Annotated in this window: 20 protein-coding genes, 1 tRNA gene and 1 pseudogene; 8 read left to right on the forward strand and 14 right to left on the reverse strand. The window is 64.0% G+C overall.

The genetic code is table 11. From position 1 onward, the window contains the following. Positions 1 to 50: 50 nt before the first annotated feature. A complete protein-coding gene (locus HNE05_RS11540) occupies positions 51 to 1,616 on the reverse strand; it encodes a methyl-accepting chemotaxis protein (protein ID WP_173207156.1) in 1,566 nt (521 codons plus the stop codon). Positions 1,617 to 1,913: 297 nt separating this feature from the next. Between HNE05_RS11540 and HNE05_RS11545 the strand changes: the two genes are divergently transcribed. After that, positions 1,914 to 2,936 carry an AraC family transcriptional regulator gene (locus tag HNE05_RS11545; protein ID WP_173207159.1) on the forward strand — a complete coding sequence of 341 codons (1,023 nt, stop codon included), beginning with the start codon at positions 1,914 to 1,916 and terminating at the stop codon, positions 2,934 to 2,936. A 5-nt stretch (positions 2,937 to 2,941) separates the two neighbouring features. Here HNE05_RS11545 and HNE05_RS11550 read toward each other — a convergent pair whose 3' ends face one another. From HNE05_RS11550 to HNE05_RS11610, 13 genes are all read right to left on the reverse strand, one after another. Next, positions 2,942 to 3,790, reverse strand: coding sequence for an SDR family oxidoreductase (locus HNE05_RS11550; protein ID WP_173207161.1), 849 nt, complete (start codon positions 3,788 to 3,790; stop codon positions 2,942 to 2,944). 82 nt (positions 3,791 to 3,872) lie between these two features. Next, positions 3,873 to 4,622 carry a hypothetical protein gene (locus HNE05_RS11555; protein WP_173207164.1) on the reverse strand — a complete coding sequence of 250 codons (750 nt, stop codon included), beginning with the start codon at positions 4,620 to 4,622 and terminating at the stop codon, positions 3,873 to 3,875. A 45-nt stretch (positions 4,623 to 4,667) separates the two neighbouring features. Next, positions 4,668 to 5,903 (reverse strand): Bcr/CflA family efflux MFS transporter, encoded by a 1,236-nt coding sequence (locus HNE05_RS11560; RefSeq protein WP_173207167.1) that lies wholly within the window; start codon positions 5,901 to 5,903, stop codon positions 4,668 to 4,670. A gap of 176 nt (positions 5,904 to 6,079) precedes the next feature. Next, positions 6,080 to 6,709 (reverse strand): CoA transferase subunit B, encoded by a 630-nt coding sequence (locus tag HNE05_RS11565; RefSeq protein WP_173207170.1) that lies wholly within the window; start codon positions 6,707 to 6,709, stop codon positions 6,080 to 6,082. Between the two features lie 2 nt (positions 6,710 to 6,711). Continuing rightward, positions 6,712 to 7,407, reverse strand: coding sequence for a CoA transferase subunit A (locus HNE05_RS11570; protein ID WP_173207173.1), 696 nt, complete (start codon positions 7,405 to 7,407; stop codon positions 6,712 to 6,714). A 30-nt stretch (positions 7,408 to 7,437) separates the two neighbouring features. Next, positions 7,438 to 9,360: an alpha/beta fold hydrolase gene (locus tag HNE05_RS11575; RefSeq protein ID WP_240008752.1), complete on the reverse strand. Its 1,923-nt coding sequence runs from the start codon at positions 9,358 to 9,360 to the stop codon at positions 7,438 to 7,440. Between the two features lie 49 nt (positions 9,361 to 9,409). Continuing rightward, positions 9,410 to 10,420, reverse strand: a complete 1,011-nt coding sequence (locus HNE05_RS11580; RefSeq protein WP_173207176.1) for a YeiH family protein — start codon at positions 10,418 to 10,420, stop codon at positions 9,410 to 9,412. After that, on the reverse strand, positions 10,417 to 11,082 hold the full coding sequence (locus tag HNE05_RS11585) for a DsbA family oxidoreductase (protein ID WP_173207178.1): 666 nt from the start codon (positions 11,080 to 11,082) through the stop codon (positions 10,417 to 10,419). The genes HNE05_RS11580 and HNE05_RS11585 overlap by 4 nt, the downstream gene beginning before the upstream one ends. Next, positions 11,079 to 12,404, reverse strand: a complete 1,326-nt coding sequence (locus HNE05_RS11590; protein WP_173207181.1) for an MFS transporter — start codon at positions 12,402 to 12,404, stop codon at positions 11,079 to 11,081. The genes HNE05_RS11585 and HNE05_RS11590 overlap by 4 nt, the downstream gene beginning before the upstream one ends. Before the next feature lie 295 nt (positions 12,405 to 12,699). Continuing rightward, the gene (locus tag HNE05_RS11595; RefSeq protein ID WP_173207184.1) at positions 12,700 to 13,749 is read right to left on the reverse strand and encodes a beta-keto acid cleavage family enzyme; all 1,050 of its coding nucleotides are present in this window, start codon (positions 13,747 to 13,749) and stop codon (positions 12,700 to 12,702) included. Positions 13,750 to 13,801: 52 nt separating this feature from the next. Continuing rightward, positions 13,802 to 14,650: a TauD/TfdA dioxygenase family protein gene (locus tag HNE05_RS11600; protein WP_173207187.1), complete on the reverse strand. Its 849-nt coding sequence runs from the start codon at positions 14,648 to 14,650 to the stop codon at positions 13,802 to 13,804. Positions 14,651 to 14,661: 11 nt separating this feature from the next. Then, entirely contained in the window at positions 14,662 to 15,642 is a 981-nt protein-coding gene (locus tag HNE05_RS11605) for a quinone oxidoreductase family protein (protein ID WP_173207190.1), read from the reverse strand. Between the two features lie 488 nt (positions 15,643 to 16,130). Continuing rightward, positions 16,131 to 16,207: transfer RNA gene (locus HNE05_RS11610), tRNA-Val, on the reverse strand. Positions 16,208 to 16,391: 184 nt separating this feature from the next. Here HNE05_RS11610 and HNE05_RS11615 point away from each other — a divergent pair. The 7 genes and pseudogenes from HNE05_RS11615 (at position 16,392) to tal (ending at position 22,423) form a co-directional block, all read left to right on the forward strand. Continuing rightward, the gene (locus HNE05_RS11615) at positions 16,392 to 17,675 is read left to right on the forward strand and encodes an NAD(P)/FAD-dependent oxidoreductase (RefSeq protein WP_173207193.1); all 1,284 of its coding nucleotides are present in this window, start codon (positions 16,392 to 16,394) and stop codon (positions 17,673 to 17,675) included. Between the two features lie 65 nt (positions 17,676 to 17,740). Then, positions 17,741 to 17,925, forward strand: a pseudogene (locus tag HNE05_RS20620) (branched-chain amino acid ABC transporter substrate-binding protein); the annotation flags it as partial. A gap of 353 nt (positions 17,926 to 18,278) precedes the next feature. Then, a complete protein-coding gene (locus HNE05_RS11620; RefSeq protein ID WP_173207196.1) occupies positions 18,279 to 18,683 on the forward strand; it encodes a hypothetical protein in 405 nt (134 codons plus the stop codon). 111 nt (positions 18,684 to 18,794) lie between these two features. Continuing rightward, entirely contained in the window at positions 18,795 to 19,070 is a 276-nt protein-coding gene (locus tag HNE05_RS11625; RefSeq protein ID WP_173207199.1) for a hypothetical protein, read from the forward strand. A 531-nt stretch (positions 19,071 to 19,601) separates the two neighbouring features. Further along, positions 19,602 to 19,928, forward strand: a complete 327-nt coding sequence (locus tag HNE05_RS11630) for a YceK/YidQ family lipoprotein (protein WP_173207202.1) — start codon at positions 19,602 to 19,604, stop codon at positions 19,926 to 19,928. Between the two features lie 488 nt (positions 19,929 to 20,416). Then, positions 20,417 to 21,412: a tRNA dihydrouridine(20/20a) synthase DusA gene (gene dusA / locus HNE05_RS11635; RefSeq protein ID WP_173207206.1), complete on the forward strand. Its 996-nt coding sequence runs from the start codon at positions 20,417 to 20,419 to the stop codon at positions 21,410 to 21,412. 87 nt (positions 21,413 to 21,499) lie between these two features. After that, the gene (tal, locus tag HNE05_RS11640) at positions 21,500 to 22,423 is read left to right on the forward strand and encodes a transaldolase (RefSeq protein ID WP_173207210.1); all 924 of its coding nucleotides are present in this window, start codon (positions 21,500 to 21,502) and stop codon (positions 22,421 to 22,423) included. Positions 22,424 to 22,502 lie beyond the last annotated feature (79 nt).

Raw genomic sequence — 22,502 nt, forward strand, 5'->3', positions numbered from 1 at the left:
CGAAGCCCGCGCCCTGGTGCGTCACGCGCATCACCATTTACCGAACTCACTCAGCTATCGAAGCGCGCCACCAGGGCATGCAGGGCATGCGCGGTGGCCTCCAGCTCGCTACCCAGGTGGGCGGAGCGGGTGGTGATCTCGGCATTCTGCTCAGAAGCCATGGAGATCGTGCTGATCTGCCGTGAGACGTCCTCGGCCACTAGGTTCTGCTGCTCGGCCGCCGAGGCCATCTGCTCGGCCATCTGATGGATACGCTCGACTGCGGCGGTGATGCCGTCCAGCGCCTGCTCGGTCTCGACCACCCGGGCCACCCCGGCACGCGCCTCTTCGCTGCCCTGGCGGGCAATCTGCACCGCCTGGCCGGCCACGGTCTGCAGGCTGGCGATGATGCCCTGGATGGTCTCGGTGGACTCCTGGGTCTTCGATGCCAGCGCCCGCACTTCGTCGGCCACCACGGCGAAACCGCGGCCCTGCTCGCCGGCACGAGCCGCTTCGATGGCGGCGTTCAGTGCCAGCAGATTGGTCTGCTCGGCAATCGCCCGAATCATGTTGGCCGCCTGCTGGATCGACTGCGCCTCGCCGGCCAGCCCGGCCACCGAGGTGCTGATGTCATCCACCGTGTGCGCCAGTTTCTCCACCACCTTGCGGCTCTGCTGGGCCTGGCGGGTGCCGTCGAGCGACAGCTGGTTGACCTGACGCGCCTCCGCGGCCGTTTGCTGCACATGCACGGCAACCTGGTTGATCGAGGCCGCCATCTGCTGCATGGCGGTAGCCGCCATGTCGGTCTCGACCCGCTGCGCCTGCAGCGCCAGCTCAGCCTGGTGCACCAGCTGGCCGTTCTGCGAAGCCTGGCTGGCCGTGCGCGTGGCGTAATCACCGAGCAAGCCGAGCGCCGTACGGATCCGCGCGCCCTCGCTGAGCAGCGCCAGCTGCAGGCGCGACACCGCGCCCGTATCGTCGGTGTAGGTGCGCGCCACCAATTCGCTGGCAAAGGCCTTGGGCGCCGCCAGGGCCACCCGCAGCAGGGCCCGTTTGACGAAGCCCATGGTGGCGATGGTCTGGCCCAGCGACAGCAGGATCACCAAGGCAATCCCGAGGCCGGCATAGCCCTCGATAAACAACCAGGGCCCCAGCAGCGCACCGAGCAACGGCAGCAACAGGAAGCGCGCCAACACGCCGAGCCGTTCGCCCAGCGAACTCGCCGCACGCCCCTGGTTCAGGCGGCTGTACAGGGCACTGGCGCGGCGCACCTGATCGGCATCCGGTTTGACCCGCACCGACTCATAGCCCACCACCCGGCCCTGCTCGAGAATCGGCGTGACATAGGCGTTGACCCAGTAGTGGTCGCCATTGTGGCAGCGGTTCTTGACGATCCCCATCCAGCTCTTGCCGGCCTTGAGGTACTCCCACATCTGCGCGAAGACCTGCGCCGGCATCTCCGGGTGACGCACCAGGTTGTGCGGGCTGCCCAGCAACTGCTCACGGCTGAAACCACTGACGGCGACGAACTCGTCATTGCAGGAGGTGATCAGGCCCTTGGCATCGGTGCTGGAGATCAGGCGTTGATTGGCGGGAAAGCGGGTCTCGCGACCACTGAGTGGCATGTTGATTCGCATCGTTACTCCTGCGCGATACCGCGCGACTGCCTACCGGGACCGCACTTCGCTGCCATACTCACGGAGCGAGTCCGCGACAGCCGCGACAGGACGTCTGTGTTCCCCACAGGCCGTGAGGCTTGGAGGTTGCCGCCGGGCGCCTTGACCCAGCGAAGTGCACTGGATTGTAAAAATGCCCCCCGCTCCCCGCTTAGCTTTAGCCGCCAGGCACTTTTCATTTCATGACTAAGGCTTTATAAGCTAACCGCCTGTCCAAGCCACGCGGCCAACCAAGAGCCGCCCCGAGAGCGCCCCATCATGACTGCCCAAGCCCGTTCCGCCGTTTTGACCAACTACCTCGAAGTTGCTCGCCAGTACGGCCTGAACACCCATGCCCTGATGTCCAAAGCCGGCCTGAGCCAGTCCGTACTCAACGACCCCGAGCAGCGCATTCCGGTAGAAGCGGCCATCCGCCTGATGGAAGACTCCGCCCGCGAAAGCGCTTGCGAGACCCTCGGTCTGCGCATGGCCGAACTGCGTCAGCTGTCCGACTTCGGCGAAGTCAGCCTGCTGCTCAGCCACCAGCACAGCCTGCGTGATGCCTTGCAGGTGATCGTGCAATACCGCCACCTGCTCAACGATTCGCTGGCCATTCATATTGAGGACGCCGGCAAGGCGGTGATCATTCGCGAGGAAGTGGTTAGCGAATACCCCACCCACAGTCGCCAGGCCATCGAACTGGCTATCGGCGTGATGCACCGCTTCTGCGCGGCCCTGCTCGGCGCACACTGGCACCCGATCAGCATCAATTTCACCCACGAGGCCCCTGCGGATCTGTCGGTACATCGACGCATATTTGGCTGTCAGCTGGAGTTCGGCAGCGAGTTCAACGGCATTGTCTGCTCTTCGGCCAACCTGGATACCACCAACCCGCTGGCCAACGCCGCCATGGCCCGCCATGCACAGCGCTACCTGGACTCGCTGCAGGATGCCAGCGAGCACTCACTGGCACTGGATGTGCGCAAGGCCATCTACCTGCTGCTGCCCATGGGGCGGGCCACCATCGAACAGATCGCCCAGGCCCAGGGCATGAACGTGCGCACCCTGCAACGGCGCCTGGAGGAGGAAGGCGGCATCACCTTCAGCGAGCTGATCAACAGCGTGCGCCGCGAGCTGGTGATCCGCTACATGGAAAACCCCGGCTACTCGCTGGCGCGCATCGCCGACATGCTCGGCTACTCGCTGCCGAGTTCCTTCACCCGCTGGTTCATCTCGCAGTTCGGCATGCCGCCAGCCACCTGGCGCAGCGAGCACAATATCGTCCCGCGCAAGCACAGCTGAGCCGACTAGGCGGAAGGTCGCCTGGCCGATAAGCCGACGCGCCTGGCCATCAAGCGATCCAGCAGGCGGGTCGGCAACCAGCGCGCCAGGTGCCACAACGGATGCAGGGGATAGCGCGCCTTCGGCCGCGGCGCTTCGATGGCGCGCAAAATGGCCTGGCTGACCAGCGCCGGCGCGGCGCCCCGCTCGGCATTCGCCGCCATCATCGTGCCCAGGGCGGCCATACCGGCCTGGTAATCAGTGCCCTGGTAGCAGTGGTAATCCGGCGCCTTGTCCCAGATCGCCGTGCGAATCGGCCCGGGCTCGATCAGCACCACGTCGATGCCGTAGATGGCCAGCTCTACCCGCAGCACATCGCTGACCGCCTCCAGGGCATGCTTGCTGGCCGCATAACTGCCGGTCAGCGGCGTGGCCACCCGGCCCGACATCGAGCCGAGGTTGATTAACCGCCCCGCCCGCTCACTGCCCGCATAGGCGCCGAGCAAGGGAGCAAAGGCCTGGATCACCGCCAGCAGCCCAAACAGATTGACCTCGAACAGGCCGCGGATCTCCGCCAGCGGCTGCAACAGCAGCGGACCGCAGGGCGAGGCGATACCGGCGTTGTTGACCAGCGCCGCCAGCCCCTGCTGACCCACCCAGCCCTCGACCTGGCGCAGCGCCGCGGGCAAGTCCTGCGCCTTGCTGACATCGAGCAGCAGCGGCAGAAAGTCATCCCCCAGCTCCCCACTCAGGCGCCGGGCATCGGCCTCGCTGCGCAGCGTGCCAATGACCCGATAGCCCCGCCTGAGCAACAACCGGGCGCAGTCCAGGCCGATGCCCGACGAGACGCCGGTGATCATCACAAAAGGTTTCATCTACTCACTCCAAAGCACTGGGAATGCGGCACAGGGTTGTGCCTGCGCCGACGGTCCATCCGGCCGCCGGCGGGGTGGAGGTTCAGGGCGCGCTCTCCACCTGATTGAGCGCCAGCTCATCCAGATCCAGCACGGCCCGCGTCAGATAGAACTCAGCGCCACCCTGACCGCCGGCCTGGGTATCCATCAGGATGGAGCGAACGAACTGATAGTTACGCCGCACACCGGTCAGCAGCTGCTGTTGCTCTTCGGCCACCTGCAGCTGGGTAAAGCGTTGCGCGACGAGCTGATCGAGCAGCTGCACCCGCTTGCCCAGCAGCGGCACGGGTGCACCGCTTGGCCAGGGGTACTGGCGCACCTGTTGGTCCAGCAGCAGGCTGGCCAGGTCCTGACTCTGCTGGTGCAACAGGCTCAGAGAGGTCGGCTCGCTGAGGCCCGCATCGGCGTAGGCCTCCCCCGCCGCTTGCTGCAACTGGCGTTGCTGCAGCAACAAGGCTTCGAGCAGCGCCGGGTAACGCTGCTGCTCTTTGCTGCTCAGCCCATCGAGTTCGGCGAAGCTGCGTTGAATCGCCTGCAGGGGCCGCGCCAGGGCACTCGGCTGGCCCAACTGCTGGACATGGCTGGCGAGCGTATTGAGGTGGTAGTAGGCCGCCGTCAGGCTGCGTGGATCAGGCGTGCGTAGCGCCGGATTGAAGTACAGCAAGGCGCTGGCGCTGAGCAGTTGCGCGCGACTGCCCACCTCACTGAGCAACTGGGCATCACGCAGACTGACTTGCGCCTGAGCGGGAAGCAGGCCAAGGCTGAGCACGCAGAACAGGATGAAACTACGCATGGTGTGTCCTTACTTTTTATTGTTGTTAGGGGAGTAACGAGAACCTCATGGCCTGTCCGGCTGCGCCGAGTCTGCTTGCCGCTGCCCGGTAGTGCGCGGGCGGCGGCCAAGCCAGTAGAGCGCCAGGAAGAACGCCAGCAGCCCGAGGTATTGCAGCGCCGCCATGCCCAGCGCCAGGTGCAGGGGGCTACCCAGCAGCCACGGCACCAACCAGGCCGAGGCCAGCGCATTGGCCAGCTGCTGCAGGGTGATGTAGCCGCTGGCGGCCAGTCCGCGGCGCGCGGGAAAGCGATCCAGGGCCAACAGTTGCAGCCCCGGCTGCGTCAGCATGAGGCCCAGGCCGAACAGCGGCAGGGCCAGGATCGACCAGGGCAAACCCACCGGCAGCCACAGGTTGACCGCGATATTGATCAGCGTGGCCAGCAGCATCAGCAGGTGCCCGAGTCCAACGCCGGCCGCAGCCGTCATGCGCCCGGCCACCCAGTGAGACGCCAGCGAGCCGAGCAGCAACCCGCCCACCAGCGGCAGGAACAGCCAGGCAAAGTCCTCCGCGCCTAACCCCAGGTGCTCGGTGACAAAGCGCGGGGCGCTCAACACATAGAGGTAGATGGCCGCGTTGACCCCGGCATTGGCCAGGCACAGCAGCAGAAACGGACCATCGCGCAGCAGTTCGGCGAAGGCCCGCGTCAGCGCCAGGGGATGCAGCGACTGGCGCTTCTCCTGCACCAGGGTTTCCCCCAGGTGCCGCCAGCAACCCAGCAAAAGCAGGGCACTGATGGCGGCGAGAAAAGCGAAAATGCCGCGCCAGCCGACCACCGGCAGCAACCAGCCACCACAGAGCGGCGCCAGTGCCGGGGCCAGGGAAAACAGGATGGCCACCAGCGCCATCTGCTGCTGAGCCTGCACGCCATCGAAGCGATCACGGACCATCGCCCGCCCGACCACGATGCCGATGCCGGCAGACAGCCCCTGCACTACACGACCGGCAAACAGCCACTCGATGGTCGGGGCCAGGGCACACACCAGCGAGGCCAGCAGAAACAGGGCCAGGCCGAGCAGAATAAAGCCGCGCCGGCCGATGGCATCGGAGATAGCGCCATGCCAGACGATGGTCAGGGCAAAGGGCAGCAGATAGGCCGTGAGGGTTTGCTGCACCTGTGCCGGCGTTGCCCCCAGGTCGCTGCCAATCACCGCAAAGGCCGGCAGATAGGTGGCAATGGCGAACTGGCCCAGGGAAGCCAGGCTGGCCACCAGCACGACGAAGAGGTAGGGGTTACGCATGCTGATCGTCAATCCTGACTTCCATGGACGCGCTCTTCAGAGAGACCCTTCAGGGAGATGCCGCAAGCGCTCCCCCGTCAACCAAGCGGCGCGCTGCCGGATGGCAGCACGCACCAGCTTGACCGGGGCCGCTTCTCCCCAGCCTGGTACAGGGTGGAGCAAAGGGAGCCCAGTGCTTAACGCAGGATCGGGCAGCCAGTGGCGGCCTGCAGATCGTCGAAACTCACCTCGGGGGCCATTTCCACCAAACGCAGGCCGTCTGCGGTGACGTCCAGCACGGCCAGATCGCTGATGATCCGGTTGACCACCCCTACCCCGGTCAGCGGCAGGTCGCAGCGCTCGAGAATCTTGTGCGCGCCGCCCTTGGCGGTGTGCTCCATCATCACCACCACGCGCTTGACGCCGGCCACCAGGTCCATGGCGCCGCCCATACCCTTGACCATCTTGCCGGGGATCATCCAGTTGGCCAGGTCGCCCTGCGCCGACACCTGCATGGCGCCGAGCAGGGCCAGGTTGATATGGCCGCCGCGGATCATCGCGAAACTCTCGGCGCTGTCGAAGAAGCTGCTGCCGGCCAAGGTGGTGATGGTCTGCTTGCCGGCGTTGATCAGGTCGGCGTCGATCTCTTCCTCGCCGGGGAACGGGCCGATGCCAAGCAGGCCGTTCTCGCTCTGCAGCCAGACGTCCATGCCCTCGGGAATGTAGTTGGCCACCAGGGTCGGCAGGCCGATGCCGAGGTTGACGTAGAAGCCGTCCTGCAATTCTTGGGCGGCGCGTTGCGCCATTTCTTCACGGGTCCAGGCCATGATCAGTTCCTCACCGTACGGACTTCGATGCGTTTTTCCGGGCTGCGGTTGAGCACCAGGCGCTGTACATAGATACCCGGCAGATGGATTTCATCCGGCGCCAGCTCGCCGATCTCGACGATTTCCTCGACCTCGGCGACGCACACCTGGCCGGCCTTGGCGCACAGCGGATTGAAGTTGCGCGCGGTCTTGTTGAACCTCAGGTTGCCGGCCTTGTCCGCCACGGCGCCCTTGATCAGTGCCAGGTCGGCGGTCAGCGAACGCTCCATGACGTACCAGTGGCCGTCGAACTCGCGGGTTTCCTTGCCTTCGGCGATCAGCGTGCCGTAGCCGGTGCGGGTGTAGAACGCCGGGATGCCGGCACCGCCGGCCCGCAGCTTCTCGGCCAGGGTGCCCTGCGGGGTGAACTCAAGCGTGAGCTCGCCGGCCAGGTACTGGCGCTCGAACTCCTTGTTGCCGCCGACGTAGGAGGAAATCATCTTCTTGATCTGCCGGCTGTACAGCAGCGGACCGAGGCCGAAGTCATCCACCCCACAGTTGTTGCTGATGATGGTGAAGTCCTTCTTGCCGGTCTCGCCCAGTGCCGCGATCAGCGCCTCGGGAATGCCGCACAGGCCGAAGCCGCCGGAGGCGATGGTGATGCCGTCGTGGACGATGCCGGCCAGCGCGGCGTGGGCATCGGGATAGATCTTGTTCATGGATGTCCTCGGGGTTGGATATCGCCTGCGTCAACGTTCCAGCACATAGGTGCCGGGGGCGGCGCACAGGGCCGGGTATTTTTTCGAACCGAGCGATTTGGGCGCCGTGCGGCTGACGCCGGAGCGCTCGCCGATCCACTGTCGCCAGTGCGGCCACCAGCTGCCTTGCTGGCGTTCGCCGGCCGCCGCGAGCCAGTCCTCGGCGTCTGCCTGGCTGGCACTGGCGGCGTAAAAGTGCGCCTTGGGGTTGCCAGGCGGGTTGACCAGGCTTTGCAGGTGGCCGGCGTTGGAGAGCACGAAGGTGCTCTGCTCGCCGAACAGCCGGGCGGTGCCGTAGCAGCCCTGCCAGGGGGTGATGTGGTCGGTGGTGCCGCCGACCACATAGGCACCGACCTGCACCTGGCCCAAGTCGATCGGCAGGCCGCGCACCCACAGCTTGTTCGGGTTGCTGAAGGGGTTGTGCTGGATCAGGTCCAGGTAGTCGGCGTGCAGCTGGGCCGGCAGGCGCGTGGTGTCGCTGTTCCAGGCCAGGATGTCGAAGGCCGGCGGTTTGTTGCCGAGCAGGTAGTTGTTGACCCAGTAGTTCCAGATCAGGTCGTTGGGCCGCAGCCAGGCGAACATGCGCGCCATTTCCTGGCCGCTGAGCACACCCTTGCGCCGCGAATTGGCCTTGGCCGCGGCCAGCGCCGCCGGGGTGGCGATCAGGCCGATGCTGGTGGCGTCCATCACCGAAGGCATGTCCAGCACGCACACCGCCCAGCAGGTGTTGGCCACCTTGGCGCTCTCCCCTACGGCCGCCAGCCAGCCCAGGTAGGCGGCCAGGGTGATGCCGCCGGAGCAGGAGCCCCACATGTTCACGTCCGGGCTGCCGCTGATCTGCCGCGCCACGTCCACCGCCTGGTCCAGGCACTGCACATAGTCGGACAGGCCCCAGTCGCGCTGTTTGGCGGTGGGGTTGCGCCAGCTGATGACGAACAGCTGCACGCCGCTGTCTTGCACCCACTTGATCAGGCTCTTTTCCGGCGACAGGTCGACGGCGTAGTACTTGTTGATCTGCGGCGGCGACATCACCAGCGGCCGCTCGAACACGTTCGGCGTGCTCGGCGCGTACTGCAGCAGCTCGAACATCTTGTTGCGGAACACCACTTCGCCCTTGGCGGTGGCGATGTTCTCGCCCAGCTTGAACGGCTCGCTGTCGACCTGGCTGGGCATGCCCTGGTTGTGCAGGATGTCGCGGGCCAACTGGCGACCGCCCTGCAGCAGGCTCATGCCGCCGGTGTCGAGCACCTTGCGCAGCGCCGTGGGGTTGGTCAGCAGCAGGTTGCTGGGAGCCAGGGCGTCGACCAGCAGCGAGGCGACGAAACGGGCACGGCCCTTGTCGGCACCTTCCAGATCCGACGCCTCGATAAAGGCGCTGAGCTCGCGCTCGCCGGCCAGGTAACTCTGCACCAAAGCACGCAGAAAGCCGTTGCTCTGCCAGGTCGGATCGGCGAAGCGCTTGTCCTTGGCTGCCGGCGCCAGCTCTGACTCGCCGGTGGCGATGCGGTACAGCTCCCGCAGGTAGTTGCCGGAGTGCATGCCGGCCTTGAACGGGGTGCGCAGCACGGCCTTGAGCAAGGTGCCGGCGGCACCGAGCAGATCGCGCGGGCGCACGCCGATCAGCGGGGTCACCGCCAGGGTGTGGCGCTCGGCGGCGACGGCCAGCTCGATCGCGGGGACTTCGGCAGCCTTTATCACCGCCTTCTTTACCGCCGGCTTGGCGACCGTCTTCACTGCCTTCTTCAGCGGCTGCTTTGCGGCCTCGTGCTCGCTCGGCTGGGCGCCCTGCCCGACCGCCGCGACGCTTTTGGCCCGGCTGGCGCGCGGCTTGCGCGGCGCCCGTGGGGTAACGGCGGGCGCAGCGGGCTGTTCGGCGCCGCTCGGGGCCGCAGGCATTGCGGGGGGTTGGCTCATGACGGTTCTCGAACTGACGGACGCGGAAGGCGCGGGCTCAATGGGTAACTCACCAGGCCCACTGCAACAGCAGCAGCACCAGGACGACGAGGAACACGGTTTCGCCGATCATCAGCAGGATCGGCTTGATCCCCACTGCGGCCAGCTCCTTGATCTGGGTTTTCATGCCCAGGGCACTGATGGCCACCACCAGGCACCAGCGCGACAGCTCGTTGACCCCGCCCTGCACCACCTGCGGCACCCAGCCGGTGCTGTTGATGCAGGCCAGCGCGAGGAAGCCGACGGCGAACATCGGCAGCAGCGGCGGCCGCTTGCCGGTCGTGTCGGCGCCCTGCATGCGGGTGATCATGGCGGCCACCACGATCACCGGCAGCAGCATAGCGACGCGCATCAGCTTGACCACGGTGGCGGTGTCGCCGGTCTCGGTGGACATGCTGTAACCGGCACCGACCACCTGGGCTACATCGTGAATGGTCGCACCGAGGAACACCCCGGCCATTTGCGGCGACAGGCCGACCCAGTTGGCGATCATCGGATAGAGGATCATCGCTACGGTGGACAGCGCCGACACGCCAATCACGGTAAACAGAACGGCACGTTCCTTCTGCGGGTGGTTGGGCAGCGCGGCGGCCAGCGCCAGGGCGGCCGAGGCACCGCAGATAGCGGTGGCGCCGCCGGTGAGCATGCCGAACAGGCGCTGGAAGCCCATCAGCTTGGCCGCCACCACCGACACCAGAATGGTCACCACCACCAGCGTCACCACCAGCGCCACCGGCTTCCAGCCGAGGCCGGCGATCTGCTCCAGGGTGATGCGCATGCCCAGCAGGGCCACGCCGATACGCAGCACGCTGCGCGCGGTGAACTCGATGCCCGGCTTGCACTTGCCCTCGCCGGAGAGGAAGTTCAGCGACATGCCTAACAGCAGGGCGAACAGCATCACCGGCGCGCCGTAATGCTCGGAGAGGAAAGTCGCCGCGGCAGCGACGATCAGGCTGACGACAACGCCCGGCGCCAGTTCGCGCGCGCGGCTCTGGATGCTGGCAAGTGCGAGGCTGCTCATGCCGACAGCTCCTGGGCAGCGCTGTAGGCCAGGGTTTCGAGCATGGCCGCGAGCAGCACTTCGGCCGGCTGCGCACCGGAAACGGACTGACGTCGGTCGAGAATGAAATGCGGCACCCCGCCTGCCGCCGCGTTGACCAGGCCGACAAAGGGCTCGCCATCACCCCGCAGGCAGTCGGCCACGGCCGAGCGTTCGAGGCCGCAGGATTCGGCGATGCTCAGCAGGGTGGCGCGCGCGCCAAGGTCTTCGCCATGCTGGAAATAGGCGGCGAACAGGCGTTCCAGCAAGGCATCGCGCTGGGCCGGCTCGGCCAGTGCCTCAGCCCGCTGCAGCAGGCGGTGGGCATCGGCGGTATTGGGCATGCGGGCGATGCGCGTCAGGTCGATCTCCAGGCCGGCCGCCGCAGCGGCCTGCTGCACCTGGGCCTGGCGCATGCGCACGGCCTCGGCGCTGCCCAGGCGGTTGAGGTAGAACTCGGCAAAGGGCTCGCCCTGGGCCGGCATATGCGGCAGCAGCTGCACGCCATGCCAGACCAGATCGACCGCGACCTCCGGACGACTGGCGCGCAGCTGCGCCAGGGCACGCTCCAGCTGGCGCTTGCCGATCAGGCACCAGGGGCAGATGAAATCGAAGAACACATCGATCCGCAGCGAACGACTCACGACTGCACCTCCAGCGCCGCATCGAGCGCCTTGTCCTCACCGCCATTGCCTTTCAGGCGGGCCATGTCCTTGAGGTAGTGGCGCTTGCCGTAGAAGAACACCGCTGCCGCAGCGATGCTGACCAGTGGCACCAGTTGGAAGGCGTTGTCCAGGCCGATCAGGTCGGAGAGCTTGCCGGTCAGCAGCGGCCCGGTGGCCAGGCCGAGCAGGTTGTTGGCCAGGGTCAGGGTGGCGAAGGCGGTGCCGTGCACGCTGTAGTGGGTCAGGTTGGCGACCATGGCGCCAGCCGGGCCGGAGGTGCCGGCAGCGATCAGCATGCCCAGGCCGATCATCACCAGCTGCGGCATGCCGAACGGCAGGGCGAAGGCCAGCGACAGCAGCAGGCAGCTACCCAGGCAGTAGGCGATGGACAGCATGAATTTGCGATCCGGACGGTTGCGGCACATGCGGTCGCTGAGCATGCCGCAGAGGATCATGCCGGCGCCGCTGCACAGCACGATGATCGCCGCCACCGCGCCGGCCTTGTCAGTGGTCATGCCGTAGAAACGGTTGAGGTAGCTGGGCATCCAGACGATCACGGTGCCGCCGACGAACAACTGCAGACCGCTGCCGACATAGGCGCTGATCACCGAGCGGCTGGAGTACAGGGTGCGCAGCGGGCGGCTGACCTTGTCCGCCGCTTTGCGCGCGGCGGAGGCTGCCGCCTGGGGGGCGATACGCGAGGTCTTGACGATGAGCGGGTAGAGCAGCGCCAGCACCAGGCCGAAGATGGCCATGCCGGCAAAGGCCCAGCGCCAGCCGAAGTGCTGAGCCAGCACGCCACCGGCCGCCATGCCCAGCACGGAGCCGAACATGCCACCGGAAATGAAGGCACCGGAAAGGGTGGCGCGCATCTCGCGGGGGAACACCGAAACCACCACGGCGATACCCACGCTGCCGTAGGCGGCTTCGCCGACGCCGACCAGGAAACGCGCAACGAACATCTGCTCATAAGTCTCGGCCACGGCGCAGCCCAGGGTCGCCAGGCTCCACAGCACGGCCATGATGGTCAGGCTCTTGATCCGGCCGAAGCGGTCGGCCATCAGCGACAGCGGGAAGGTCAGCAGGCCGACCATCAAGGCGACGATGCCGCTGAGCAGGCCCAGCTGGCTGTCGGACAGCGCCCACTCTGCCTTGAGCAGAGGGAATACGGCGTTGAGCACCTGGCGCGACATGTAGTCGGAGATCAGCAGACCGAAGGTCAGCGCAAAAACGATCCAGGCATAGGTGCGTGGAATACCGAGCGACGTGTCGATACCGTCGTCGCTGATGTGATGGGCCATGCTGCCTCCTGGGAGCGTTTTGTTGTACTTGGAACCGGCTCTGAAAAAGCTTCGCCCCGACTCTTCGTGGGAGTGGACGCCCGGTGCATGTGCTTGTCTGCGTGGCGACAAGCGGGAAACACCGGTCTGGTGGAAGCCTTTGCACAATCGGATCGAGGTCGGTCGAACACGGGCGGCCAGGCCTCCCGTGTCCGTCACGGCCCCTGTGCCGCGGGGCAAGCCCGCGACTCAGTATCCGCCCCCTGACCTGACCCGCAGGGGACTGATTACTTGCCTCAGCCGCGCTGCGGCTGAATCACTTGCGCAGGAAGCCCTGCTGACCGCCCTTCGGATTCGGCGCGAAGCCGTTGGCGGCCAGGGTTTCTTCGACCGTGTTGTAGAAAACGCCGATCTTGAGGATCTCGCGCGCTTCCTTGCCGTTGGCAACCGGACGGCCAATTTCTTTGGCGATGCGCACCAGCTGTTCGATCTGTTCGACGGAGGTCATCTTGCGCGAACGATCCTGGGTCCAGATGTTGTCCTCGATACCGCAGCGCACATGCAGGCCCATCGCCATGCCCATCAGGTTGACCGGCAGGGTATTGAGCATGGTGCTTTCCACCGTCAGCATGGTGCCGTCGGGGATGGCGCGCAGGAAGTTGGCCATGCTGTAGATATGCGGCTGGTCCATGCCACCGCCAATCGCCACCCAGTTGCACACCAGCGGCCCCTTGTAGACGCCGCGCCGGATCAGGCGCTCCACCGACTCGTAGCTGTTGATGTTGTAGAACTGGAAGGCGCTCTGGATGCCGGCGGCGCTCAGGCGGCGCACATGCTCCTCGATAAAGCTCGGGCCGGAGGGCACGATCATCTCGCGGTAGGCCTCAAAGGTATCGCTGCCCATGGACGTGCCCGTGTAGTCGCGCACATCCATCTGCTCGATGACGTTCATCTGCGTGGTGTTGACCGTCACAGTGACCTGGTCGGGCTTGGGATCGAGTTCGGCGAGCATGTGACGGGTGTCGTCATGCAGCCACTTCGCGGCCGCACCGTCTTCCGGGGGCGCGAAGGAGATGGAACCGCCGACCTGGATAACCATGTCCGGCACGGCCTTGCGGACGCCGGCAATCAGTTCGTTGAACTTGGACAGGCGCTTGGAGCCCTTGCCGTCCAGTTCACGCACGTGCAAATGCAGTACGGAGGCGCCGGCTTCGTAGCAGTCAACCGCCTTCTGGATCTGCTCTTCCATGGTCACCGGAATGTCTTCCGGATAGTCAGAGGGGACCCATTCGGGGCCATAGGGGGCCGCTGTGATGACGAGTTTGTCCTGATTTTCAGGAAAGAGAGAACCGTCAAGGAAGTTCATGCCTGTTGCCTCAAATAATTATTAGTAAGTGGCGCGACTGGGATGTATCGACTCAGTAGGTCTTGTCGCCGATGATCCCGGCACGCTCCATCTTGCGATGGCAGGGTGGGTAATCCATGACCGCGTAATGCTGGGTACTGCGGTTGTCCCAGATCGCCACGCTGTTCGGCTGCCAGCGCCAGCGCACCTGATGCTCGGGGATGTACGCCTGGCTGATCAGGTAGCGCAGCAGGTCGCTGGCACCGGGATTGGCGTCCTGGCCGAAACGCACCCGATCGGGGGTGTGGTAGTTGCTCAAATGGGTGGTGAAGGCATTGACGAACAGCACCTTCTCGCCGGTCTCCGGGTGAGTGCGCACCACCGGGTGCTCGGCATCCGGGAACTGCGCCTTGAGCGCCAGGCGCTTGTCGATCGGCATCGCCGCACCGAAGCTGGCCTCGATACTGTGACGGGCGCGCAGGCCTTCGATTCTGGCTTTGACGTCATCCGGCAGATTGGCATAGGCCACCACCATGTTCGCCCACATGGTGTCGCCGCCTACCGGCGGACACTCCACACAGCGCAGCACGCAGCCCATGGGCGGCGCCTCGCGCCAGGTGGCGTCGGTGTGCCAGGCGTTCTCGTAGCGGTCCGCCGGCTGATCCGGGCGCTTGTAGATCTGCACCAGGCCCGGATGCTCCGGATCGCTGCCAGCCACCGGATGGTCTTCCAGCTCGCCAAAACGGCGGGCGAAGGCCACATGCTCGGCGCGGCTGAACTCCTGCTTGCGCAGGAACAGCACGCGATGCGTGAGCAGCTGGGCACGGATCTCGGCAAACAGGCCATCGTCATGGATGGCGTCGGCGAGATTCACCCCGACCAGCTCGGCGCCGATGTTGTAAGTCAGTTGTTCGACTTGCATGACCAACCTCCTCAGATGATGAAGATCGACGAACCGGTGGTCTTGCGCGACTCCAGATCACGGTGCGCCTGCACCGCATCCTGCAGGGCGTAGTGCTGGTTGATCTCGATCTTGATCCGGCCACTGCCGACGTGATCGAACAGCTCGCCAGCCAGGGCAGCCTTCTCGGCCGGGTCGGCGATGTAGTCGGCCAGGGCCGGACGGGTCATGTACAGCGAGCCTTTCATGGCCAGCAGCTGCGGATTGAAGCCCTCGATCGGGCCGGAGGCGGTGCCGACGCACACCAGCAAACCACGGCGCTTGAGCGAGTCCAGCGAACCCATGAAGGTGTTCTTGCCGACGCTGTCGAACACCACGTTGACGCCGACGCCATCGGTCATCTCGCGCACGCGCTTGGCGACGTCCTCATGGCTGTAATTGATCGTGTGGTCGCAGCCGTGGGCGCGCGCCACTTCGGCCTTGGCCTCGCTGGACACGGTACCGATCACGGTGAGGCCGAGCAGCTTGGCCCACTGCGCCACGATCAGGCCGACGCCACCCGCGGCGGCGTGCAGGAGGATGCTGTCGCCCGGCTTGAAGTCATAGATACGACGCATCAGGTAGGACGAGGTCAGCCCGCGCATGGTCATGGCCGCGGCGGTCTCGAAGGCGATGGTGTCCGGCAGCTTGATCAGCGGCGCAGCCGAAATCAGGCGCTCGGTGCTGTAGGCGCCGAGGGTGTTGAGGAAACCCGTGTAGGTAACGCGATCACCCACCACCACATTGCTCACGCCCTCGCCCACCGCCTGCACCACACCGGCCGCTTCCACGCCCATGCCGTTAGGCATCGGGATCGGGTAGGTGCCATTGCGGAAATAGGTGTCGGCGTAGTTCAGGCCAACGGCCACATGGCGCAGGCGAACTTCGCCCGGGCCGGGTTCGCCGACTTCAACGTCCTCATAACGCAGGACTTCGGGACCACCGGTTTCGTAGAAGCGTACGGCTTTGGCCATGTCTGTTTTCTCCAATCATCGATCTTGACGAACAGCGTCGATTTACGTTGATTGGACTTTAGGGCGCAGGCTGCCCGGGTGCTTCTCATCAGACGACAGGCACTTTTCATTTCATGACAAGGCCGGCGGCAGCAGGCTCCGCCTGGCCTGCGGCGCAAAGCGCACAGTATGTGCATAACGCTGAACACGGCCCCCTCGCACCGTCCAGCGAGGAGCCCGCCGGGCTGCAGGCGTACTGGTCAGCGGCAAGCCGTGCAGGCTGGGTATTCAGGGCGCATGTACAGCAGCCGACGGGGACATGCTGGCAGAGGGATGACCACGTACCAGCCGGCCACAAGGAGGAAGAGGTGAAACTCGAGCAGGCCCAGGTCGGATTAGAGCTCTAGACTGCAGGTAGACCGAACGAGCGTGAAAAACAAAACGCGTGAAAAACAAAAAAGGCGATCCTTTCGGATCGCCTTCTAAGTCCCGTGCAGGACGGGTTTGTTTGGTAGGCACAATTGGACTCGAACCAACGACCCCCACCATGTCAAGGTGGTGCTCTAACCAACTGAGCTATGTGCCTGCAATGGCCGCGCATTTTACGGATAAGCGCATGACTGTCAACACCTTTTTCGCTAAGTGGCTGAAAAAGTGGATTTTTTGTCTTTGACACGAAACGTTAAAAATTTTGCACAGAGGCTAGCCGGGCATTTTCAAGTCGAGTAGCATCGCCTCATTCGTAAAAAATAAAGAACAAAGGTTCCAATATGACGCACACCCCCTACCCCCAGTCCTACTACGCCGCTTCCGCCAATCCGGTTCCGGCACGTCCAGAACTGCAGGGCGAGACCGAAGCCGATGTCTGCATCATCGGTGCCGGCTACACCGGTCTGTCGACGGCGCTGTTCCTGTTGGAGAACGGCTTCAAGGTGACCGTACTGGAAGCCGCCAAAGTCGGCTTCGGGGCGTCCGGGCGCAACGGCGGGCAGATCGTCAACAGCTACAGCCGCGATATCGACGTGATCGAACGCACCGTCGGCCCCAAGCAGGCACAGCTGCTCGGGCAGATGGCTTTCGAAGGCGGCCGCATCATTCGTGAGCGCATCGCCAAGTACAACATCCAGTGCGATCTGAAGGACGGTGGCGTGTTCGCTGCCAATACGCCAAAGCACATGAAGCACCTGGAGTCGCAGAAGAAGCTGTGGGAACGCTACGGCCACACCCAGCTGGAACTGATGGACGCCAAGCGCATCCGCGAAGTGGTCGCCAGTGACAGCTATGTCGGCGGCATGCTCGACATGAGCGGCGGCCATATCCACCCACTCAACCTGGCCCTCGGTGAAGCGGCAGCGGTCGAGTCGCTGGGCGGCGTGATTTACGAACAATCGCCGGCCATCCGCGTCGAGCGTGGCGCCAACCCGGTGGTGCACACCCCGAACGGCCGCGTTAAAGCCAAGTTCGTGGTCGTGGCCGGTAACGCCTATCTGGGCAACCTGCTGCCGGAGCTGTCGGCCAAGTCGATGCCGTGCGGTACTCAGGTGATCACCACCGAGCCGCTGGCCGCTGACGTGGCCAAGAGCCTGCTGCCGCAGGACTACTGCGTCGAAGACTGCAACTACCTGCTCGACTACTACCGCCTGACCAGCGACAAGCGCCTGATCTTCGGCGGCGGCGTGGTCTACGGTGCCCGCGATCCGGCGAACATCGAGGCGATCATCCGTCCGAAAATGCTCAAGGCCTTCCCGCAGCTCAAAGACGTGAAGATCGACTACGCCTGGACCGGCAACTTCCTGCTAACCCTGTCGCGCCTGCCGCAGGTGGGCCGGATCGGCGACAACATCTATTACTCGCAAGGTTGCAGCGGCCACGGCGTGACCTACACCCACCTGGCCGGCAAGGTGCTGGCCGAGGCCCTGCGTGGCCAGGCCGAGCGCTTCGACGCCTTCGCCGACCTGCCGCACTACCCGTTCCCGGGTGGTCGCCTGTTCCAGGTGCCGTTCAGCGCCATCGGCGCCTGGTACTACACCCTGCGTGACAAGTTCGGCATCTGATCGAGTCCTGCGCACCGCCTACGTCCGGGTGGTGCGCAGGAGCCAATCTGTCGGGTGCGACGCGGCGCACGACAGATCACCAGAACGTGCAGAGCATCCTCGCCATGCGCGTACGCAACCGGGCCGACGTGATGGCTGACCCGTTCAAGCAGGACTACTTCGAAACATCCTCCGCATGGCCGGCGACCTGACCGCCCACAGCTTGGACGACTGGCAACAGGAACGCGGCGACATCCTCACCCTGCAATAACCCCCGCCTCCCCGGCGCGGCCCACCACCCTACCGCCGTAGGGTGCGCCGCGCGCACCAACACCCCACCGAGCCGCCCCGGTGCGCACGGCGCACCCTACGCAGAGCCCGAGCGCCGAGGCGCTGGACAGGCTGCGGGCAACTGGCTAGCGTGCGGTTTACCGCACTCCTCATTTGTGCAAAAGGACTTGCCGTTATTGCTGTCGCCTAACGTCCTGTGTCCTGTCGCGTTTGTTGCGACAGCGCTCAGGCAAGACAAGGGTTTGGCAAACGACAAGGCAAATTATTCGACATACATGGCGCAGAGAAATACATCATGTATGTCGCCTATTTATATGTTATGCGAGAAATTAAATGTGCTTTGCCGTCTACCTCGCAAGTGACGTGCCGCCCCCTCTAGTACGCTGGATCGAAACAGAACCTCGATTCAACGCGGTGTCGATCACGGCTAACAAAAAATTAATAAAAAAACAATTTCTACATCCGTACATTGTATACGCCGGCTCACATGAAGGCTGCGGGTGTGGCTTTGTCAAAGATGGTGAAACCGGTGACGACTTGGCTTTAGTTCAAACAAACTATGACGCACTTGTGCTCTATCTAAGTGAACAAATGGCCACTGGCGCAAAAATCGAAATATTTTCTTGCTGGGAGGGAGAGCAAGGGGCCGCGCCAGAAACAAAAGAAAAGATCACACTAGATAAATTAGGCACAAAAGAATTCGAGTTCCAAATTAAGGCATACTACGAAGTCGCATAACAAATGGTTCAAATCCTTCGCTTCGCTCACTGGGACCGGCTAAAGCCGGCCCCTTAACCAAACGTTATGCATTTTCAGAAATGTGTCATCCCGCTACAAATGGGCTCGCAAATGAAAAGCAAAGTTAAAAGGTCGAAATGGCTGAGGGCCTTTAATTCGCTGTGTGCGACACTTCTTACGGGCTCTGCAATTTACCTTATGATTATGGGCTTCAACTCTGTTGCCATCGCAGCTATAGCTATCTCCGCTGCCGGAACAGCTGCGCCTCTTGTCCAGCGCGACGAGGGAATTCTGGAGATAGTCGTCGGCACCGTCGAAGCCATGATTGACGGAGCCGTAGCAATCATCGAAGGCATAGCAAGTGCAATCGCTGGCCTATTCAGCTAGAAATGCATAACAACCGGTTCGAATCGCTCGCTGAGACGGGCTAAAGCCCGCCCCTTAGCCAAACGCTATTTTTCATGGAGGCTGCATGCCAAGGAAGAGCTTCTTAATAATACTAAGCGTATTGATAGTTTCGTTATCCGCCATGGCGGGATCTATTTATTATTTTTTTGGCTCTATGGATCAACGCGATCGAATAGCGATAGATCTTTTTAGAAATCCAGACGGAAGTTTTAACTATTCCGCCCTAGAGCACTCTCTTAACCATAACCTCATGGCCAGCGCTGGCTTTGCCGGTGTGATCGAGTTCGTAACCAAGCACAATGGCGCATGCAATAATAAAGGGTGTAGATTGCCAATATCAGGAAGCTTTTGCATAGCAGAAAACGCAATAATTAGCTTGGTAGGCAATGAAAGTTCTCAGGCAGTAAAAGTAAAGAAACATCTTGATGGGTGCTAAAAACATAACCATTACTTCAAGCCGGCGCGGCTTAATTCGGGCATTGCCCAAACCGATATTGAAAGGACTTCAATATGCCTCACGCACTTCGCACACTCCTTCTCGCCACCCTCGCCTTCACCCTGACCGGCTGCGGCACCTTTCTCGGTCGGGCCGGTGAGGCCAGCGAGGGTGACTATTACAAGGGCGTGGAAGCGGACATGGTTTTGCTCGGCGCCACCAGCAGCAGCGGCGAGGCCGAAGGCGCCACGGTGATGTGCTACCTGATGGTGGTTTGCCCGCTGATTACTCTGGTGTCGGTGCCGGTGGATGCGGCGGTGGATACGCTGTTGTTGCCGTTTGATCTGCTGGCGGTGGGGGATGAGGAGGCGGTGAGCGCGGAGGCTACAGCGCTCGAATAAGCTGACGCGACCGCGGATACTCCCCTCGCCCACTTGGGGGAGGGTATTGGCACACTGATATCTCCACGCTCAGTGCATAGTCCAAACAGCGACCCTCTCCCCAGCCCTCTCCCGTAAACGGGAGAGGGGGAAAAGCCACCCTGTTACTCCTGCGTATCTACCCTGCCCAAACCCTTCTGTTCATAGCGCGGATACAGGTGGCTGACGCTGCGGATCAAGCGCCAGGGCCGCCTGCAAGCCATCCGGGGCGTGCAGCCAGAGCAGCTCGAGCCCAGGGCCGAACCCTTGACGATGCAGCTGTTGCCCGGGCGCCAGCACGCGGATACCTCTGGTGACCTAGCCGCTAGCCTCCTCCGCGCGCCGGCCGCCGGCAATAGTGCTTTGGGAGCAATTCCCCGCGGCGCGGCCACGGGCTGGTAAACTGCGCGGCCTATTCCGCACAGCCCGCTGGGCTCCTGCGGACCGCAGCCGAAAGACCGATAGCCGCCATGATTGCCGATACTGCCACCCCGCCTCGCCTGTCCCGCCGTTTCTCCGTCGCGCCGATGATGGATTGGACGGACCGCCACTGCCGCTTCTTCCTGCGCCAGCTGTCCAGCCAGGCCCTGCTGTACACCGAGATGGTCACCACCGGCGCCCTGCTGCATGGCGAGGCCGAGCGTTTTCTGCGTTACAACGACTGTGAACACCCGCTGGCCCTGCAGCTGGGCGGCAGCAACCCGGCGGAGCTGGCGGCCTGCGCTAGGCTGGCCGAGCAGCATGGCTACGACGAGGTCAACCTGAATGTCGGCTGCCCCAGCGACCGGGTGCAGAACAACATGATTGGCGCCTGCCTGATGGGCCATCCGCAGTTGGTGGCCGATTGCGTCAAGGCCATGCAGGACGCGGTGTCGATTCCGGTCACGGTCAAGCACCGGATCGGCATCAACGGCCGCGACAGCTATGCCGAGCTGTGCGACTTCGTCGGTACGGTACGCGATGCCGGCTGCACCAGCTTCACCGTGCACGCGCGCATCGCCATTCTCGAAGGCCTGTCACCCAAGGAAAACCGCGAAGTACCGCCGCTGCGCTATGAGGTCGCCGCGCAGCTCAAGCAGGACTTCCCTGAGCTTGAGATTATCCTCAACGGCGGGATCAAGACCCTGGAGGAATGCCAGCAGCACCTGCAGACATTCGACGGCGTGATGCTCGGCCGCGAGGCCTACCACAACCCCTACCTGCTGGCCCAAGTCGATCAACTGCTGTTCGGCCAGCCAGGCCCGGTGATCAGCCGCGCCGAAGCACTGGCGCGCATGCGTCCGTATATCGAGCAGCACATTGCCGACGGCGGCGTGATGCACCACATCACCCGCCATGTGCTGGGCCTGGCCCAGGGCTTCTCCGGGGCACGCCGCTTCCGCCAACTGCTTTCGGTGGATGTGCACAAGGTCAAGGACCCGCTGGCCCTGCTCGATCAGGCTGGCGAGTTGCTCGTCGGTCGCTGAAACCTGTTGGAAATGCGCACGCCAGACCGTTGAGCGGGCCTCTGCGCTCGGGTAAGGTCATGCCACTTGCAACGACAGGGTTTCGTCATGACTTCCAAACTGGATCAACTCAAGCAGTACACCACCGTGGTCGCCGACACCGGCGACCTCGACGCGATCAGCCGGCTCAAGCCGGTGGACGCCACCACCAACCCTTCCCTGTTGCTCAAAGCCGCCGCCCTGCCGCGCTACGCCCACCTGCTGGATGAAGCCGTGGCCGGCTGCCAGGGCGATCTGGGCCTGGCCTGTGACCGCTTCGGCGTGGCCGTCGGCCAGGAGATCCTCAAGGTGATTCCGGGGCGCATCTCCACCGAAGTGGACGCGCGCCTGTCCTTCGACACCCAGGCCACCCTGCGCCGCGCCGAGCGCATCATTGGTCTGTATGACCAGGCCGGCATCGGCCGCGAGCGCGTGCTGATCAAGATCGCCTCCACCTGGGAAGGCATCCGCGCCGCCGAGCAGCTGGAAAAAGCCGGCATCCAGTGCAACCTGACCCTGCTGTTCTCCTTCGCCCAGGCAGTGGCCTGCGCCGATGCCGGGGTATTCCTCATCTCGCCCTTCGTCGGGCGCATCTACGACTGGTACAAGAAGGCCGAGGGCCGCGACTTCGTCGGCGCTGAAGACCCGGGCGTGCAGTCGGTGGCGCGCATTTACCAGTACTACAAGGCCAACGGCTACCAGACCGTGGTGATGGGCGCGAGCTTCCGCAACCTGGGCCAGATCGAACAACTGGCCGGCTGCGATCGCCTGACTATCAGCCCGGACCTGCTGCAGCAACTGAGCGATGACCAGGGCGAGCTGCCGCGCCTGCTCAATGCCGGCAGCGGTGAAGCCCGCCAGAGCCTGGACGAGAACAGCTTCCGCTGGGCCCTCAACGAAGACGCCATGGCCACCGAGAAGCTCGCCGAGGGCATTCGCCTGTTCGCCCGTGACCAGGAAAAGCTCGAGGCGCTGCTCGCCGCGCGGGCTTGAATGCCATCTGAAGGGGGCGCTTCGCAGTGGAAGCTGCTCCCACCGGGCGTGACGGAGAATGCGTCAGGCAATAAAAAGG

It is taken from the genome of Pseudomonas campi (genome assembly GCF_013200955.2).
Classification (GTDB): domain Bacteria; phylum Pseudomonadota; class Gammaproteobacteria; order Pseudomonadales; family Pseudomonadaceae; genus Aquipseudomonas; species Aquipseudomonas campi.

Coding starts and splice junctions, on each gene's coding strand:
- HNE05_RS11540 (WP_173207156.1), bottom strand. CDS start 1,616: ATGCGAATCAACATGCCACTCAGTGGTCGCGAGACCCGCTTTCCCGCC.
- HNE05_RS11545 (WP_173207159.1), top strand. CDS start 1,914: ATGACTGCCCAAGCCCGTTCCGCCGTTTTGACCAACTACCTCGAAGTT.
- HNE05_RS11550 (WP_173207161.1), bottom strand. CDS start 3,790: ATGAAACCTTTTGTGATGATCACCGGCGTCTCGTCGGGCATCGGCCTG.
- HNE05_RS11555 (WP_173207164.1), bottom strand. CDS start 4,622: ATGCGTAGTTTCATCCTGTTCTGCGTGCTCAGCCTTGGCCTGCTTCCC.
- HNE05_RS11560 (WP_173207167.1), bottom strand. CDS start 5,903: ATGCGTAACCCCTACCTCTTCGTCGTGCTGGTGGCCAGCCTGGCTTCC.
- HNE05_RS11565 (WP_173207170.1), bottom strand. CDS start 6,709: ATGGCCTGGACCCGTGAAGAAATGGCGCAACGCGCCGCCCAAGAATTG.
- HNE05_RS11570 (WP_173207173.1), bottom strand. CDS start 7,407: ATGAACAAGATCTATCCCGATGCCCACGCCGCGCTGGCCGGCATCGTC.
- HNE05_RS11575 (WP_240008752.1), bottom strand. CDS start 9,360: ATGAGCCAACCCCCCGCAATGCCTGCGGCCCCGAGCGGCGCCGAACAG.
- HNE05_RS11580 (WP_173207176.1), bottom strand. CDS start 10,420: ATGAGCAGCCTCGCACTTGCCAGCATCCAGAGCCGCGCGCGCGAACTG.
- HNE05_RS11590 (WP_173207181.1), bottom strand. CDS start 12,404: ATGGCCCATCACATCAGCGACGACGGTATCGACACGTCGCTCGGTATT.
- HNE05_RS11595 (WP_173207184.1), bottom strand. CDS start 13,749: ATGAACTTCCTTGACGGTTCTCTCTTTCCTGAAAATCAGGACAAACTC.
- HNE05_RS11600 (WP_173207187.1), bottom strand. CDS start 14,650: ATGCAAGTCGAACAACTGACTTACAACATCGGCGCCGAGCTGGTCGGG.
- HNE05_RS11605 (WP_173207190.1), bottom strand. CDS start 15,642: ATGGCCAAAGCCGTACGCTTCTACGAAACCGGTGGTCCCGAAGTCCTG.
- HNE05_RS11615 (WP_173207193.1), top strand. CDS start 16,392: ATGACGCACACCCCCTACCCCCAGTCCTACTACGCCGCTTCCGCCAAT.
- HNE05_RS11620 (WP_173207196.1), top strand. CDS start 18,279: ATGTGCTTTGCCGTCTACCTCGCAAGTGACGTGCCGCCCCCTCTAGTA.
- HNE05_RS11625 (WP_173207199.1), top strand. CDS start 18,795: ATGAAAAGCAAAGTTAAAAGGTCGAAATGGCTGAGGGCCTTTAATTCG.
- HNE05_RS11630 (WP_173207202.1), top strand. CDS start 19,602: ATGCCTCACGCACTTCGCACACTCCTTCTCGCCACCCTCGCCTTCACC.
- dusA (WP_173207206.1), top strand. CDS start 20,417: ATGATTGCCGATACTGCCACCCCGCCTCGCCTGTCCCGCCGTTTCTCC.
- tal (WP_173207210.1), top strand. CDS start 21,500: ATGACTTCCAAACTGGATCAACTCAAGCAGTACACCACCGTGGTCGCC.